The sequence below is a fragment of the Paenibacillus ginsengarvi genome (assembly GCF_003626695.1).
GTDB classification, from domain to species: Bacteria; Bacillota; Bacilli; order Paenibacillales; family NBRC-103111; genus Paenibacillus_AB; species Paenibacillus_AB ginsengarvi.
The window spans coordinates 106,960-123,189 of record NZ_RBAH01000013.1 but is presented as its reverse complement, the minus strand read 5'-3'; the positions used below and the strand labels follow the sequence as shown (position 1 = coordinate 123,189).

Genomic DNA, 16,230 nt, shown 5'->3' with positions numbered 1-16,230 from the left:
CTTAATCCTCCTCCATCGTACGGCCTGAATGCCGTTCTCCTCGGACGAAGCAAACCGGAGTGGGCTCTACGGCGTCACGTTTAATTGGCAAAAGACGATTCTGCTTCGTTTCCACGTATACGTTACGAACACATCTTCTCCGGCCGATACGATGGCCGGATACGAATATTCCCCCGGAGCGTCTTCCAGCGTAACCGTTTCGCCCCATGTCGCTCCGTTATCTCGGGACAAGCTGATGACGAGGGGCGATCTCTTGCCCCAATTTTGGCCGACCGGGTTGTAGACGAGGGCGAGTGTGCCGCTATCCATCCGAACGAGATCGATCCCGCTGTTATTGTTCGGAAGCCCGGTCTTGTAGGCGGGCGACCACGTTCGCCCGCCGTCCGCCGAATCGCTGCGGCATATGAAGCCTGTGGAGCTGCGCAGGAGCATGTGCACGATTCCCCGCTCAGACTCCCACAGAGTCGGCTGTATGACTCCTTTTGCTTTTGGAACGGAAAATTCGAGGGCATCCGAAGCCGTAGCCGGTATAACCGGAGCTGCCGAAGCGGCTTCCGCATCCAGCCACACTCTATGGCCGGCGGTCCAGGTCAGCCCGTTATCGCGAGACAAATCGACGAACGCTTCCCATGTATCCAGCTCGATCGAGGCCGGCGCCGCCCAAGTGCCGTCGTGCAGGACGATCGGTTTGTTTTTGACCGGCCCTCTGCCGCCGCAGTCATCTTCGACCAGCACCCGTGGAGCGGTCCAAGTATGTCCGTCATCTTCGGACAGGAGGTACATCGTTTTCCAGCCTTCGATCGTTTTTCCGGCTTTGTAAAACATCCATACGTTCCCGTCCCGGCTCTGAAACAGCACCGGATTCCAATGGGGCTGCCCCTCTTCGTCCGCTAGCTTAACGGGAGCCGTCCATACATCTTCCGTCCGCCGAGACGCCCAGATCGCGACATCGTCCGCTCCTTCGCGCGTTCCCGCGAACCATGCCGCAAGCACCTCGCCGCCCGGCAGCGCAAGCAGTGTTGAGGCATGACAGCTCTCGAACGAAACACCGTCCGCAAACACATCTTCCCGAAGCTTTGTTTCGAAACCCACCGCTAATCCCCCATAGTTGTAGTCCCGGATTCGGGCCGAACGTTACTTTTTCGCTTTTTCCTCGTCAATCTTCTTATTAATGATTTCTTCCGCTTCCCTGAGCGCCGTGTTGATGTCTTTGCCGTTAAAAGCGACTTCCTTGAATTTTTTCGCCATCTCCGTGCCGGCCAAGGCATCGTATCTTGAGACCGAGCTAGGTGAAATGGCTGGCGATCCGGAAACGAAGGCGATGACGTTTCTGCCTTTCGTATGCGGCATATCTACGGCGAACGTTTTTTTGATTTCAGGCTTTTTCAGAATCGACGGCTCGCCGATGCGGGAGCGTTCGGTTTGCACCTCTTCGGACAGAAGATGCGCGACGACACGGAACGCCTCGTTTTTGTTTGAGCTCGTCTTGGTCACATACAATCCCGATACGACCGGCTGTATGCCCGTCTTCGGACCGTTTGCGAACGTCGGCAGCGTCACCATGTCCCAGTTCAAGCCGTTCTGGGTCGATTCGATCAGCGGGCTGAGTATATTCGGTACGGCGAACATCGCCACCGTTTTGTCTTTCAGGAACGGATTGAATACGTTCGGCAAAGCGCCCGGATTGTTGCCGTCGATCTCGTAGAACCTCTTCATCGTCGAAAACAGCGTTTTCCAGCCGTCCGTCTGCACAACCGCCTTGTCCGTTTTATTGTCGATAAACGGCAAGGACAGCTGATTGTACGGAATTTGGAAATCCGCGACAAAATCGAACCCGCGGTATTTGACGCCTCCGTCCGTACGGGTCAGCTTTTTCGTAAGCTCGTACACTTCATCCCAGTTCATCCCGTCCTTCGGGTAAGGCACCCCGAACTTCTCGAACAAGTCTTTGTTGTAATACAAGGCGGCGTGTCCTTGCCCTACGGGAAGTCCGTATATTTTGGCGTCTTTTTTATCGATCTTTAAGTTGTCGATGCTGATCGGATCGATCCCGCCGATATCGAAGCCGTTCGCCTTCATCAGCGGCGTCATGTCGTCCACAATGCCGAGATCGTTATACTCGAATGTCGATTTGACCCCCGAGCCTTGAATGATGTCCGGCACGCGATTCGCCGTGACGAGCTCGGCCAGGCTCGATCCTTTTTCGTTTTTGACGTTTACAAGCGTAATATGCGGATATTTTTTCTTGATCGGCTCCACCCACAGGTTATTCCATAAATAGTCCGAATAATTGGATGGATTAAAAACCGTGATCGTAACCGGTTTGTTCGCTTCCGCAGGCGGCGGCGTCGCCGCTTCCTTCTCCCCTCCGCCGGCGCAGCCTGCCAGTATCGTGCCGACCGACATCACGCATGTTGTCCAAAGTGCCGTTCGTTTTGTTTGGTTCATTGCCGAACCCTCCCGTAATTGGAATAGATTTGTTGCTGCTGCTTGAACCCCGCAGTGGGCACTTCTCTCTACCGCAACCCCCGCATGCTCCTGGTTAAGCGCTTGCACCATTAGATTACTGAATGGAACCGTTTCTGTATTTGGTATAAATCCATCAGTTCGGCCGCACGAAAGTCGTGCTTTCCGCCCCCATTTGTACAAAAACGACTTCCCCTTCGCCCGCGTTCGAACAGAGAACGGCCGCCGCTTCGCAAATCGTAAGGTCAATTATGTGCAAAGCGGTTACGGACGCCGTACGTTATAGACGGAAGATAGCCCAATAAAAACCAAATACATGAGGCGGCTGTTTTGTTACAGTAAGTACAATGTCAGGTTGCTCACAGAGAGGGAGATGAAGATGGACAAACCGTTTTGGACGCCGTGGAATATGGAGCAGTTGTTTCGTTCCCCGCGTATAGATCCGTCCGACGTTACAGCCGCCAGCGGCATCCGTTCGGTCTTTTACGAGGGATTGCCCTACAAAGGAAAAGAAACGCGTATTTTCGCCCATTACGGAATACCGGAAGCGGCGGAGGGCGAAAAGGTGCCGGCTGTCGTTCTCGTACACGGAGGCGGGGGCACCGCCTATGAAGAATGGGTGCAGTTGTGGATGAAGCGGGGATACGCCGCGATTGCGATGGATCTGGAGGGGAATGTTCCCGACAAGTCGGAGGGGGGAACGAAACGGATCGGTCACGCGATGCCGGGTCCGGCTCGCGAGGGCATTTTCCTGGATTGCGACGAGCCTGTCCAGGATCAATGGATGTTTCATGCTGCGGCCGCCTGCATAAGGGCCCATTCTTTTTTGCGTTCCCTGCCGCAAGTAGACCTCGAACGGATTGGAATTACCGGCATTTCGTGGGGCGGCATCGTAACCAGTCTTGTCGCCGGGCTCGACAGCCGGTTCGCCTTCGCCATCCCCGTCTACGGGTGCGGCTATTTGTATGAAGCCCACAACCAATGGGGGGAGCGATTCGTGGAGATGGGAGCATCCGGCGCCGAATCCGTTAAAAGGCAAACCGAACCCTCCGCTTATTTCTCCCGTGTGACGATGCCTACTCTGTGGGTGAACTGGCTCTACGATCCGCATTTCGGAATGAATATTTTCAGCAAATCGTATCGTCACGCCAAAAAGGGTATCGAGCAATCCGGCCTATGCATCTATCCCCAGCTCGGGCATTCCCACCCGCTCGGCTGGAAGCCGGATGAAATTTACGCCTTTGCGGACAGTATCGTTCGAGACGGCAGCCGCTTGCTGCGTCTCGGCGAACCAACAGAGCATAACGGGACTGCGGCTGTCTCCTACGATTCCGCCGATGGACATGAACCGGTTCAGGCCGAGCTGCTCTACACGCGGAACTGCGACAACTGGCAGCAATGCGAATGGATAACCGCCGATTGTACGATCGATCCCTCGGATCGCCGCGTCCATACTCCCCTTCCGCAAGACGCCAAAGCTTTCTTTTTTAACGTTCGCGATACGCGCGGGCTTACGGCCAGCACTCCTGTTCTCGTGCGTTGATCCGGTTTACACGCCGATTCCGGGACCTTATAGTTAAGGTATCGCATTTTGCTGACAGGAATGGGTGGGACTCCGATGATCATTCGCAACTTTCACTATGTAGTAGACGACAAGAAGAAATCCAGAATAGGCGGCGGCACGCATCCGTTCTACGAAATATTGTGCATCGCTTCCGGCGAAATGACGCTCGAATTCATGAACGAATCGTTCCGCTCCGGGAGCCGGACGTTGTTTCTCATCCCGGACAACGTCCCGCATCAGCTCTTCAAACATTCCGCTTCCGCCTCCTTCTGGTACCTGGAGCTGGATAAAGGGACGGGGCCGCTTCCGGGAGCGGCTTCCTTCCCTTCTGTCGGCGAAGCGGTCGTCTGGAACCGCCTGCAGTGCGGCGACGAAGCTTTGGCGTCCGGCCCCAGCGAGCTTGCCGGGTTAATCGCTGCGACAGCCGACTCCATCGTAGCCACGATGCAGAGCGATAGCCTGACCCGGAACGGCGAATTGCGCGAGCGAATCGTCCTGCTCGACGTAAGCAAGCTCTTCCTTCAAATTACCGCGGCGCTTCAGCAGCGCCGTTTGCTCATTGCCGCTTCGCCTGAGCCCGAGGACGAGAACCCGAACAAACAGATCGTTCAAGATTTGATGCAATATATGGAGAACGCTTACTTACACGAAGTGAAGCTGCAAATGCTGGCGTCGCGGGCGCATATGGCTTCCTCTTATTTGATTCGCCTGTTCAAAACGCATACAGGGACAACCCCTTACCAATATTTGCAGGATCTGCGCATGAATGCGGCCAAAAGTTATTTGACCAATACAAGCATGACGGTCAAAGACATTGCCGAGACGAATGGCTTTCCCAGTATCCACTATTTCAGCCGGCAGTTCAAGCAGAAGTACGGCATGAGCCCCAGCCAGTGGCGGCAAGCCCAGGGAGCCGAGCCCGCGGATACGGAATCCGATTGAAGGCGCTCGCTGCAATGCCTGACCCCGCTCTCCCTCTTTTTAACCGACCTCGCGGACACGATTGTGCCATAACAATTTGACAATATGATGATACCTCGCAGACAAACAGGAAACATGAACGCGATTTATGGTAACATTAGATGGAGAGAAATAGCAGGAAAGGGTGGGCATATCGTGGAGCGCGTACCAAACAATACACTGAGTCTCGATATACAGACGAGATCGTTCACTAAAGTTGTATTCGATACGATTAAGATCGGGATTATCAAATCGAACTTAATTGCCATGTTCGCAGGTCTCTGTATGGCCCTTTATGTCGAACAATTATCCATATTTGATCAGATCGGCCCCATCGTGTTAGCCTTGATCGGTTCGTCCCTGGTGATCGGTTCGGCCGGCGTTTTCAACAATTTGTATGACCGGGATATCGATGCCGTTATGGAGAGAACGAGAAAGAGACCGACCGTAACGGGACAGGTCGGCACGAAAAGCGGCTTGATGATCGGTTTCTCGACCGCCGTCCTCGGCACGATCGTCTTGTATTTGGCTTCGCCGCTAGCCGCTTTATTCGGCTATCTTGGACTGTTTCTTTACGTTGTTCCTTATACGATGTGGACCAAGCGCAGAACGATTTATAACACGGAGGTCGGAAGTCTTTCGGGCGCTATGCCGCCGCTGATCGGTTGGGCGGCGATCTCGAACGACATCACGCATCCGGCAGCGCTGGCTATTTTTTTGATGATGCTCATTTGGCAAATGCCTCATTTTTACGCCATCGCCATTCGACGAATGGAGGAGTACCGGGCAGCGAACATTCCGATGCTGCCTGTCGTTAAAGGAATTCGCAGAACATATGTGCAAATGAACGCCTATTTGGTGGCGTTGTTATTGTCCAGCCTGTTATTCTGGTCGCTTCATCCGGTTATCGCGTTGACGAATGCCGCTCTTAGCGTTTGGTGGATCGTTCTTAGCGTGTCGGGCTACCGCCGCAAACCGGAGAACAAATGGGCGAACTCCATGTTCGGCTTCTCGCTGCTTCATATTACGGTTCTCATGCTGGGCATTATCGGGTATTCCCTTATCGCCCCGTTGTTATAACAAGAAAAAGTCCGCACAAGTGCGGACTTTTTTAATGAAGACATCAGGTTTTAATGGCCGTACAGGTCATCTGCTTCTTGCTCGGATATGGCGGCATCAAACAACTCCACTTCACGAATTTTGCCTGAAAAATGAGATTGCGGCCCTTTGCCCAGCACAAGCGGCGTACCGCCCAAATCACTAAGCTTCGCCGGATCAATCGGCGCGGAAGATACAAGAACTCCATCCAGGTACAGAGAGATGCGCTCCAGATCATAAGTGATTACGGCACGGTGCCATCCATCTGCCACGGAACGATCCAGTGTCACAAGCGGATCGTTTCGCAAGCTCCACACTTTGCCGCCCGGCAATGTACCCGCATACAGTTCGCCGCCATATACAGCCATCGACCATACCCGACGGTAGCGAATGTCCGGATTCTCCGGTTCAAGGACGCCGGACAGCGTCCACGCGCCATCGCCGGCATAACGGTATACATGACCGCCTGGCAATGTGCCGCCGTACAGCTTACCGCCAAACATAGAGATCCCCATCACTTCCAGCTCGGATCCCATCAACCCGTAATTGCTCCACTGTTTGTCTCCCTCATAACGCAGCATGCGCGCTTCCGGCCAGACCCCCATCAGCAGATGGTTATGGTATACCGCAAAACAATAAACTTGATCGCATTTTGCTACTTTTCCCTCATACACCCAGTTTTCATCAAACGTGCGGCTATACACGCCTTCGAGCTCGTTGCAGCCGATATACAATCGTTCCCGGTAAGTCGCCAAAGTCATGGTCCGCGTCTTCCCTTCCGGCCCTGGCGCACCCAAATCCTCGCATCCCCCATGAACATCATAAGCATACACTCCCGGAGTATAATAGGACATCGCGATCAGCTTGCCCTGATAAACTACCATCGAAGCAACGCTATCTGAACCGGGAACTTCAGCGAACAACGACCACGACCGATCGCCCTCATAGCGGTAGATTCTGCCGCCCGGTTCCATATTGGGCGACTCCGGAAGCGCAGATCCGGATGCTTTGTAACGCATCGTGCTCGCATACAGCCTGCCTTTATATTCGATTAACGACCATACCGAGTTACTGTCATCCGGATTGCCGCAGTCGATCCACTCGTTGTTCTCGCCCAGTTTGTATACCCTGCCTTTGTTGTCGCGCGCATCGTCGAACACTCCGGCATACAGCTCTCCCTCATACACGCATAACGTACATATCAGACGGCTGTTGCCCGGGGTGCCTCGATCCTGCCACTGGTCCGTCGACTCGCGCAAGCTCCAGCCAAACTGCAAGTTCCGCCAGTTCGGTTGAGTGGAAGTTACCCCTGCTTGCGTCAGCACGGACAAGTGCCAGCCAGCCATCTGCTCCTCCGTATACCGACTGCATATTCCTCCGGGAAGCGATCCCTTCTCATCATGAATTTCGAACTCCATGGAGAGGGTGAAGGGATGAGCGCCATTCGTCAACTCCGAATCCGGCAGCACAATGGCGGATTGCTTCCCGTCGAAGACAGCTCCGTCCTGTAATTGTACGGCTACCGCTTGCCCGTGTCGCTGATTCGTCGAGACATCTTGACAGTCCTCGCGCAAAGGCCAGTACCCGATACGTGCGCGGTTTGTTTTAGTTCCTTCTTGTTTCATCCGATCATTCCTTCTTATGTTTTGGATGTTTTCCGGGTAACATAACCATTACCATTTCATCCTGCTCCGCCTCTATACTAAAGCATTACCACCAGCAACACATGCCGAAAATGGGATCGTAGTTGCCATTTTCCGTTTTAATGAGGATCATGATTTCATGTTTACAGTCCGATGTAGGTGATGGTTTAATGGAATAAATGTATTCTGTGACACTTACGTATAAGGATGATTCTCATGGATAACACATTTTATCTGGAGTACCAGGGAGACATCGACGATATTCCGAGATTCCGAGAAACGCAAGAACGCTTCGGCATCTATCAGACTAACGTTTCACAGACCAACCTGCATTATCACGATTATGCGGAAATCTCGTACTTCACGGGCGGAAGCGGTTTCGAAACGATCAATGGCGTCCGTCATCAGCTGCGGCAGGGTACGGTCTCGTTCCTCTTGCCCAATCATATGCACTCCATCTCAGGCGCACCTGGTCAGCAAGTTTCCAAATACTGCTGTATGTTTGACGTTCAATTGCTGTTCGGACATCAGGAAGATCGTGAGTTTTCCAGCTTACTTGATTCCATCGGCACCGATTTACCTTCCTTCCTGGATTTCGAAGGCTCTGATAAGGAGAGAATGAAACAAATTTTCGAGTTCTTGTTGGAAATTTTCAGCGAATCCGATACTCCCTTTTACCGCCATCTGGTTCGCACCAAGCTTACGGAGGCGATCCTGATCTACATCCGCTGTGCGAGGCGCCAGCAATCCCGCCCTAACTCACTAATCGCAAACAAAGAATCAGTTGCGCGCACACAACTGTTCTGGCCCGTTCTGCGATATGTTCATCTCCACTATCGAAAACCGCTCAGCCTGGAGGAACTGGCTGAGCGGTTCGAACTCAGTGTCTCTTATATCGGTGTGTCTTTTAAAAAGTATACCGGCCACACCTTCGTAAAATATATCCATCACCTGCGAATTGAAACGGCTGACAATATGCTGCAGCACACGAATATCAGCGTAACGGATATTGCTATGGAAGTCGGGTTTGAATCGTTTCGTACATTCGCTCGCGTATTCCGCGAGAGGAAAGGGATTACGGCCAACCAATTTCGCAGCTTGTCGAAACAAAAGAAGGATAGCGATCCTGTCTAATAACGATCGAGGCAACGGGACACCATTCATACCACACTGCCAGCAATGCGCTCTCTCGCCTTCATGTCACCTGTGCCGACACAAGTTCGGCGTATTTTCCGCCTAGTGCAAGTAACTGCTCGTGGCAGCCTTGCTCCACGATTCGCCCTCCCTCCATCACCAGGATTCTGTCAGCCCGAATAATGGTGCTGAGCCGCTGTGCAATAACAATCCGGGTACATCGGAGCGACGTTAGCGCTTCCTGGACGTACGCTTCGGTGACCGTGTCCAATGCGCTTGTTGCCTCGTCCAGCAGTAAAATAACCGGATCGTGAACAAGCGCCCGAGCCAAGGCCAGCCGCTGCCGCTGCCCTCCGGAAAGTGTTGTTCCCCCTTCCGCCAACAAGGTTTCATAGCCCATCGGCATGTCGATAATATCGTCATGAATGTGCGCTAGGCGGGCGGCCCGGATGACGGAATCCAGGGGCAGGGCCGGATCGGGAAGCGTTATATTGTCCCTGATAGTTGCAGCGAATAGGTAGGGATGCTGAGGCACGATGCCGATTTGACGGCGAACGGAACGAAGGTCCAGTTCAGCCAGACGGATGCCGTCATACCGAATTTGCCCTCTGTTTGGCACGTACATACCCAGCAGCAGGCCGGCCAAGGTGGATTTGCCCGATCCGGAGCGTCCGACAATGGCAACGAACTCACCCGGACGAATCTCAAGGGACACGTCCTGTACGGCCTCTTCCGACAACGGACCATATCGGAAAGAACCCCCCTGCAAGCTGATGCCGCCCATCAACTCTCCCGACTTCCTTACCTTGGACAAATCCTGTTCCGGCGGCTTATCCAAGACATCGTTCAACCTGTCGATATAACTGCGTGCTTGCTCCAGCTGGACGGCGGTCGTAAGCAGGCTGGAGAGAGGGAGCAAAAAGCCTCCGGCCAGCGCGCTGAGCGCCAGCATACTGCCGAGCGTTAGACTCCCCGTAAGCACTTGGACGCCCCCGACCACCAGAATCAAAAGCGGCGACCCCATACGAATCGTACTCAACAGCGATTCTACGTTAGCATGGAGCCGGTCCCGTTTCAGCAGTTGGTTCAGCTCATGAATAAAAAGCCCGGACCAGTGCCTGACGGCACGTTCTTCCGCGCCCGTCGCCTTGAGCGTCTCCATCCCTGCCAGCACCTGTACCAGGTAGGCGCCGGAACGGGCGTTAGCCTCCAAGCCGACAATGGTTAATTCGCGGAGACGCCTCCGGGATGCGAGAAAGATACAGATTTGTACCAGTCCCAGTCCTAGGGTGACACATCCAAGAGTCGGGCTCATAACGAGGAGGATCATCAAATAGGTGATGACAAGCCCGCCGTCCAGAAGCGTCGAGACCGCACCGGAAGTTAACATCTCTCGCAGTACGGCGTTGCCTCCGACTCTCGACATGAGATCGCCCGATGTCCGGGATTGAAAAAAGGGGTACGGAAGGTCCATCAGATGCGTAAGGAAGCCTTCCGTCATCTTCCGGTCCAGGATGCTCCTTAGATGGAGCAGCAAATGCGACCGAACCAGTGCAGCCAGCAGTTGAAAAAGGACAATGGCAAGCAGCCCGACAGACAACACACTCAGCAGCGAGTAGTGGTGTCCAGGCAAAACGCGGTCCACCAGGGCGCCGGTCAGAACAGGCAAAGCGAGTGCAAGAATTTGAATCAATACGGACATCAGCACAATCTTAATCAACAAGCCCGGGGACTGGAATACGATTCTGAGATGCCGCCATAAGGGCTGCTCCGTGCGCTTTGACGGCTGGAAGCCGTCACCCGGCTCCAGCAGGAGGGCGACGCCTGTGAAGGAACGGCGAAACTGTTCCATTGGGATGATCCTCCGTCCGAAGGAAGGATCGACGATCTGAACACCACGCGCAAAAATCCGTTCAAACACGACATAGTGATTGAAATTCCAGTACAGGATCGCACCGGGAGCAAGATCCTGCAGGTAGTCAAGCTCAAAGGTCACTCCGTTTCCATCGAGGCCGAACCAGCGGGCGGCCTTCAATAGCGACCGGGCATCTAATCCGTCCCGTCCGGAGCCCGTTACTTGACGTACTTCATCAAGCTTGACGGACATGCCGTAGAAACTTAAAACCATCGCCAGACATGCTGCACCGCAATCCGCCGTCTCCATTTGAAGGATGACCGGAATTTTGCGTCTGAACCGTATCCGGTTATCCAAGGAAGCCACCTCCGAACAGCGTTACCAGATAAGGCAGTCTGCCCGACAGGACGAGTCCCGCAACGAGGGCGCTAGCCGAAATGACGAACCAAAACGTACCGTTCACCCAGACCGGAATCGGTGCAATTTCCGTCTCCTTGACTTGTTCCTCGTCTCTATGGGCAAGAGCCTCCTCTCGGAACACGGTTCATCCCCCTCCTCTCATTCGAGCCGACCATGACTCGTAAACCCGAGCCAAATAGTCGTAGAGCACTAGCTCTTGGGCACGATGGGCCGAGCGCAGCAGTCGATTCACATACATATGAATGAAGCTCGCCGCCAATTGGTCGATGGAGGGCAAACCGGTGCCCAGCCGTTGTAAGGCCTGCAAATGCTCTGCCGCTGCCTGGATTCGTTCTGACCGCTCTTGAAGGATGGCGAAACCCGGCGCCAGCCAGTTCCCGCTGTCCGGACCGGCCGTAAGGTCCTCTTCAATACCGCTTCGTTCCTTGCGAAACCGCTGACCCAATTGGATCCTTAAGGCTTTGTCCACTCCGAACTCCTGCGCAAATCCGTCCCGGGCGCGGCTAATCACCTTAATCTTCTTATCCATGTCAAGTCCCAGGTCATCCAGGAGCAGGTGAATTCCCCGAAGCGCAAGCCGCCAACGGGCGTCCCTGTCGTCCCTATGGAACGTCTCGACCAGAGCCAGGACAGCTTCGCTGTCCAAGTGGAAAAGCTCCTCCGCTGCCCTTATTCCCTCGGGACCGCCGTATCGATTCCACTCCGGGACATAGGTGTCAAGTTGAACTCTCCACGCACTGCCGTCATTCAACAACGGAGCAGCCGTCGCCCTAAGAGCAGGAAGAACCTCCGTCAAGAGTCTCTGAGGGTCTCCGTGGAAACGCAGACGCAGATGAAAATCAGGATCGCCGTAACGGATAAAAAACCAGCGGTCAGCCGCACCGGATTGCAAAGCCTTGGCGGTAACCGGACGGATCACTTCCCGCAGCACCCGGTCTGCGGTCGCTGTACCGGTATACAGCTTGGCATAGAGCCACTCCGACCCCGGAAGAAATACGCGGCGAGACAGGGAAATTTGCGATGATGCCGGTCGCTGGGGCGCAGATACGGCAAGGGCAAGATCTGCCGATTCCGCTTGACGCACGAAAGGAATCACCAGTTCATGGACGAAAGAACCTTCGGGTCCGGAGGCAATCAGGCGGTCGGGCGCCGGGAACAGCTCCGTCAATTTTACGGCATCCCGTCCTTTTACCAATTCAACGAACGATTCCAAGCTTAGGACATTATCCAGGTCCACAGGCAGCTCGTTGTCGAAATCCGCAAGAACAAACATCCCCGGAATCCCCCTTTTGGCTGCCCATTCCCGTACAGATCTGCAGCGGGCTGCTCCCTGGAGCTCGCCTAGAGCACGAAGCTCCGCCTTCGTGACATACCACTGAGCTCTGGAAAGCACGAGCCGCCCATGAACCACTCGGGGCAAGAACGGACAAGTCGACAGCGGTCCCCAATTCCAACCGAAACTGGAAGCTACCTCCTCGGACTGCAAGGAACATAGAAACCGATAAATTCCCAGTCCGGGCAAATCAAAATTATGGGCCGTGGACATACGAGGAATGACTTGCTTCCGGAGTCGTACGGAATGGAGGATGATGCGCTCGCCTTCAACCGAGACGGTCAGATCGTGAATAGGAATCTGTTTCTCTATGGGAGCGCCCGACCGGCCCAGATAGACGATCTCGTATTCGCGGAGCACGGGGCGAGCGATTACATTGCCTATACGTCCCTCCGGCAAATGCACAATTTCGGCAAAGACAGCGTCGGGCCTAAACGCCTCCTCCTCCCGTAAGTGATCGCGTACGCGGGAGTGAAGAACCTGGTCAGACGAGCAAAACCGCCCAAACAGCCGCGCTCCGGAGGGACCGCCTCCCCCCTTCAGCCAGACTTGAAAATCCCCATGTTCCACCGCCTCGGTCGTGGAGGCCGCCAGCCTTGCCGTCACGGAAAATGCATCCGGCAGCGGCGGCGGGATTTCCTCCCCAGCCATCTCATCGACATCTTTCGTATCGATCGATATCTCCCGGGCACCGGACGAAAGCGCCTCGGCCAGCTTGTGCAGCAGCACGGCATGAGATTTCCCCCACTGTCTGCTTTCGTTACCGGACGAGGGAAAAACCAAACCCTCTATTAAAGGGGAAGGCTCCACATGGGCGGCATCCGCTTCACGGAAGCCTATCCCCGTCTCTTCATCAAGCGCCTCCGCCAAGGGGACCTCTTGGTCCCCGTATCGGGTAAGGAAAGCCTCACGAAACTGGTCCAGGAAGCTTTTCTGCGACAGACGGCTCAAGCGATGAAGGATCTGAATCCCCTTGGTGATTTCCTCAAGAACCTCTTGCCCAACGGTCAAGTTAGGAGCCGGCTTGGTCATATCCACTTGGAATAATCGCGGCAGTTCGACCTTGGCTGGCAGGACGGTCAAACGTTCCCCGATTTCCCGGTAGCGCCCCGGATCGATCCCCAGCCCTGAAGCGTCCAGCTCCTCCAGTTCCTTCTCCACCTCCGCCAGGTGCTTCGCTTCCTGTGCAGTGGCGGGATCGCCCTCCAGCCGCGAAATCAATTGGCGAATCGCCTCTCCGCCGGTAACTGTGGGCATTATGCCGGGCATCAGGATCTGACTGTCGATCAATTCGTGTAGGTACTCTGCGCCTTCTTCCGGGGTTATCTCTGGATCATGCGCCACCAGAGCGTCCACGAGAGAACCAAAACCGGCTCCAGCTTGAGCGAGCTCCAATACTCGATCCAAATATTCCGTCGGATCCACCGCTACTAAATGGTAAGAGCGGTTGGCGCCATGGAGACGGGCTTCCGCATATCTATACCGTCCTGCTGTCCGGTAAAGGCTGGAGTTCGGATAGTAGGCGAATGTACTCCGGAGCTCCCGGATATTCCCGAGCGTCTCCGCAAGCGAAAAGATATAATCCATGTCAAGCCTTGTATGGCGTCGATAGGCATGGATAGGAGGAAGAGTCATGCTGGTCTGTCTGCCGACAGTACCGATGGAATAGCCGGCAAAAAGCCCGAACGGCGTCGCCCGCCCTGACATGCGGCACACATATCGAACCAGCGCCGATTCAATCGTTTTCCCGCGTTCGTTCGCCGGAGCCTCGATCCACAGACGAATCTGATCTTCCAGGTCCGGCGAAGCCAGGAAAATGGCCTCCCGTATGTCAGGACGGGCCACGAATGCCCGAAGACGGTCACGCAAGAGGGATTGATCCGCCCTATAGGAGGTATCCCCAACATCGGAGTTGTCTATGGCCCTATGCGATTCTGTTCCTTTACTCCACGCGATCAGTTGTTCGAACGGGAGCAGCGGGGTGCGTAAAACGAAAAAACCCGCCGGTCTAAAGCAAACCGAATGCCGATGCACAATCATGGTCTCCTCCTGAAATGCCGAGAAGGGGCAGGATACGTCTCCCGCCCCTTCATCGATCCCGGTATTAGTTCTGTGTTACTTTGTTGCCCCAGAAGAATCGTTTGTGCACCCAAAATAAAGCGTCGCCGCCCTGCCGCCGACTACGTTCTTGATCTCGGACTCCGTGAGCACGCGAACGGTCTCCTTGTGAAGAACGAGTTTCTTGGCGATCTTTTGATCCTTTTTATTCACCTTCATCACCTCCTTTCCGAGCGTAGTCTTACCTAGATGATACGAGAAACATGCGATCCCAAGCAGGCTCGACCGGCGTACACGCAGCAAGAAGCGTTAAAGCGATTCCGGCGCTGCCGCAGAGAATTCCAGGGTCAGCGGCCCCTTCCGTTTGCTTCCGCAGCAAAGATACGGTTTCTTCAAGCCAGAATCGCGCCGCTTGCCCGAGCACCTCATCCCCAGTCATCTGGAACATGCGGTTGTAAAGATGTGCCAAGCCGGCGGTACCCTGGCAAAACCCCGCATCCTTCACCCCGCAAGCCTCATACGGCCGAGTTGCTGCATGCCGGGCGACGGCGAGCGCTTCCTCCCTCCACCTTGGGTTTTCAGCACCTCTCGCAGCAATCATCAGCGCCATCGCGATCCCCGGATCCCCATAATCCCATGCGGCCCCGGCTGCCGGTTCAGGTTTTACACCAGGCGTGAACGCGCCGGGGAAGAGCCCCGTTGCCGCCAAATCCAGCCGTTGTGCCAAAAGCCATGAGACGGCTCCAGCCAGAAGAGACTTGCCTTTTTGTTCGGCTACCCCAACACGGCAGGATGCGCCGAGGAATGCAATAACACCCGGAACTCCGTGTGCCATGCCCAAGTTATAATAGCCTTGGGGGCATAACTTTCGAACCCGCTCGGGGAGTGACTCCGGCGGAATTTGCCAACCGATCCCCTGCGGCGTCTCTACAGCGATTTCCGAAAGCCGATCCATCACACGCTCCAAGCCCGTAACTGCCGAAGCGGAGGGCAGCCGCTCCAGAAAGTAAATCCCGTATCCGACCAAGCCTTCTATCAGGCCGTAGTCGCCTCTCCAAGGAGTACGGTTCACGTAGTCCAGAAGTACGCCGTCTACCTCGGCACAAGGATCTTCGAACTTATAATCGCCAAGCCGTTCCTGAAGATGGGCCAGAGACCACGCTATACCTGTAAAACCGCCATGCAGAGCCGAGGACATAGGAGCTGCTGCTGCCTTGCTCATGGCATGCTCCAGAAGCTCTGCGGCAGTAGAAGCATCATCGCCGGACCGTACTCGATCCAGATAAGCGAACAGAACCGCTAAACCGCAAGTACCTTCGCTCAACGTCGGATTTTCGAAAACGGTCAGATCCGGCTCGGCGGAGCTTTTATTTTTGCGCCAAGAAGCCCGGAGACTTTCGGCTATTCCATCAACCGCTTCCAGGGCGCGTGCCTTCGCATTTCCTTCCAATACCGGACTCCACTCGATTGACAACAGCTCATCACCTCGAATCATCCGCAGTTTTCCAATTTATCCCACCGACACTCCATATGATACTGGATTGTTACAACACCAGCTAGTTACAAACCGTCATGATCTTTGTCACTCGTTCTGTCATGTTGAATCCGTCTCAGGACCCCTTTTTACCGACGCAGCACATTCCAAAGCGGGAAAACTTCCATTCTACTCATTTTTTCTCAGCAGCCTTGCCGGCGATTT

At 54.7% G+C, this 16,230-nt stretch carries 12 protein-coding genes; 4 read left to right on the top strand and 8 right to left on the bottom strand.

Going from position 1 to position 16,230, the window contains the following annotated elements; all coding sequences use genetic code 11:
• Window positions 1-66: 66 nt before the first annotated feature.
• Complete coding sequence (locus D7M11_RS18635; RefSeq protein ID WP_120748749.1) at window positions 67-1,092, bottom strand: sialidase family protein; 1,026 nt, start codon at window positions 1,090-1,092, stop codon at window positions 67-69.
• A gap of 42 nt (window positions 1,093-1,134) precedes the next feature.
• Window positions 1,135-2,448 (bottom strand): ABC transporter substrate-binding protein, encoded by a 1,314-nt coding sequence (locus D7M11_RS18630; protein ID WP_158606705.1) that lies wholly within the window; start codon window positions 2,446-2,448, stop codon window positions 1,135-1,137.
• A gap of 397 nt (window positions 2,449-2,845) precedes the next feature.
• On the opposite strand from D7M11_RS18630, the gene D7M11_RS18625 reads away from it, so the two are divergent.
• From D7M11_RS18625 to cyoE, 3 genes are all read left to right on the top strand, one after another.
• Window positions 2,846-4,009, top strand: a complete 1,164-nt coding sequence (locus D7M11_RS18625) for an alpha/beta hydrolase family protein (RefSeq protein WP_158606704.1) — start codon at window positions 2,846-2,848, stop codon at window positions 4,007-4,009.
• Between the two features lie 75 nt (window positions 4,010-4,084).
• Window positions 4,085-4,972: a helix-turn-helix transcriptional regulator gene (locus D7M11_RS18620; protein ID WP_158606703.1), complete on the top strand. Its 888-nt coding sequence runs from the start codon at window positions 4,085-4,087 to the stop codon at window positions 4,970-4,972.
• Between the two features lie 174 nt (window positions 4,973-5,146).
• Window positions 5,147-6,070, top strand: coding sequence for a heme o synthase (gene cyoE, locus D7M11_RS18615; RefSeq protein WP_275671716.1), 924 nt, complete (start codon window positions 5,147-5,149; stop codon window positions 6,068-6,070).
• Between the two features lie 50 nt (window positions 6,071-6,120).
• Here cyoE and D7M11_RS18610 read toward each other — a convergent pair whose 3' ends face one another.
• Window positions 6,121-7,713, bottom strand: a complete 1,593-nt coding sequence (locus tag D7M11_RS18610) for a LamG-like jellyroll fold domain-containing protein (protein ID WP_120748744.1) — start codon at window positions 7,711-7,713, stop codon at window positions 6,121-6,123.
• A gap of 234 nt (window positions 7,714-7,947) precedes the next feature.
• Between D7M11_RS18610 and D7M11_RS18605 the strand changes: the two genes are divergently transcribed.
• Window positions 7,948-8,865, top strand: coding sequence for an AraC family transcriptional regulator (locus D7M11_RS18605; RefSeq protein ID WP_158606702.1), 918 nt, complete (start codon window positions 7,948-7,950; stop codon window positions 8,863-8,865).
• Window positions 8,866-8,926: 61 nt separating this feature from the next.
• On the opposite strand, the gene D7M11_RS18600 is transcribed toward D7M11_RS18605, so the two are convergent.
• The 5 genes from D7M11_RS18600 to D7M11_RS18585 form a co-directional block, all read right to left on the bottom strand.
• Window positions 8,927-11,077 carry a peptidase domain-containing ABC transporter gene (locus D7M11_RS18600; RefSeq protein ID WP_205127075.1) on the bottom strand — a complete coding sequence of 717 codons (2,151 nt, stop codon included), beginning with the start codon at window positions 11,075-11,077 and terminating at the stop codon, window positions 8,927-8,929.
• Window positions 11,070-11,261, bottom strand: a complete 192-nt coding sequence (locus D7M11_RS18595) for a hypothetical protein (RefSeq protein ID WP_120748742.1) — start codon at window positions 11,259-11,261, stop codon at window positions 11,070-11,072. The genes D7M11_RS18600 and D7M11_RS18595 overlap by 8 nt, the downstream gene beginning before the upstream one ends.
• Before the next feature lie 3 nt (window positions 11,262-11,264).
• Entirely contained in the window at window positions 11,265-14,318 is a 3,054-nt protein-coding gene (locus D7M11_RS18590; RefSeq protein ID WP_205127074.1) for a lantibiotic dehydratase, read from the bottom strand.
• 270 nt (window positions 14,319-14,588) lie between these two features.
• Window positions 14,589-14,744, bottom strand: coding sequence for a class I lanthipeptide (locus D7M11_RS36470; RefSeq protein ID WP_158606701.1), 156 nt, complete (start codon window positions 14,742-14,744; stop codon window positions 14,589-14,591).
• Window positions 14,745-14,772: 28 nt separating this feature from the next.
• Complete coding sequence (locus tag D7M11_RS18585) at window positions 14,773-16,026, bottom strand: lanthionine synthetase C family protein (RefSeq protein WP_120748740.1); 1,254 nt, start codon at window positions 16,024-16,026, stop codon at window positions 14,773-14,775.
• Window positions 16,027-16,230 lie beyond the last annotated feature (204 nt).

Bases quoted from the DNA above. Each gene is read 5' to 3' on its own strand.
- D7M11_RS18630 (WP_158606705.1), bottom strand. From the start codon at position 2,448: ATGAACCAAACAAAACGAACGGCACTTTGGACAACATGCGTGATGTCG.
- D7M11_RS18625 (WP_158606704.1), top strand. From the start codon at position 2,846: ATGGACAAACCGTTTTGGACGCCGTGGAATATGGAGCAGTTGTTTCGT.
- D7M11_RS18620 (WP_158606703.1), top strand. From the start codon at position 4,085: ATGATCATTCGCAACTTTCACTATGTAGTAGACGACAAGAAGAAATCC.
- D7M11_RS18610 (WP_120748744.1), bottom strand. From the start codon at position 7,713: ATGAAACAAGAAGGAACTAAAACAAACCGCGCACGTATCGGGTACTGG.
- D7M11_RS18605 (WP_158606702.1), top strand. From the start codon at position 7,948: ATGGATAACACATTTTATCTGGAGTACCAGGGAGACATCGACGATATT.
- D7M11_RS18585 (WP_120748740.1), bottom strand. From the start codon at position 16,026: ATGATTCGAGGTGATGAGCTGTTGTCAATCGAGTGGAGTCCGGTATTG.